This window comes from Virgibacillus sp. M23 (genome assembly GCF_034190895.1).
GTDB classification, from domain to species: domain Bacteria; phylum Bacillota; class Bacilli; order Bacillales; family Amphibacillaceae; genus Virgibacillus; species Virgibacillus salarius.
Map to the genome: position 1 here is coordinate 1 of NZ_JAWDHA010000348.1, position 405 is coordinate 405.

Here is a 405-nt window from a genome sequence, read left to right on the forward strand (position 1 = left end):
GCTCGATACGTTTCCCATTCGTATCCTCAAGGACAAAATTCGGTGCGTCGGACCCTTCGGATATACTCTCTTTATCGGCAAATACAGCGTTGTAAATGGTATAGCCAAGTGCGCAGATTAAAACGAGAAGGATGCCGGTCCGAATGAATAATCGCCTTTTTTTCTTCATTGTCCACTGCCCCCTTCCCCCTATTGCAGATCCATTCAATTATATCATTGCAAGTTCATTTCACATTTCTTACTTTTTGAAGTTTATGTGAAATTTAGAAAGCGTTTTTACCGTGCTCCGCCAGTGCTCTGAGTCTTTTTACTTCATGAGGCGTAAGTTCTCTGGCATCTCCCGTGTGCAGGCCTCGCAGGTTTAAAAACGCGTATTCCTCACGCTTCAGCTTGATTACCTCATGT

2 pseudogenes are annotated in these 405 nt (G+C 44.0%); both read right to left on the reverse strand.

Going from position 1 to position 405, the window contains the following annotated elements:
- Positions 1-169: pseudogene (gene resA / locus RVS70_RS22915) on the reverse strand (thiol-disulfide oxidoreductase ResA); the annotation flags it as partial.
- 94 nt (positions 170-263) lie between these two features.
- A pseudogene (locus RVS70_RS22920) lies at positions 264-405 on the reverse strand (pseudouridine synthase); the annotation flags it as partial.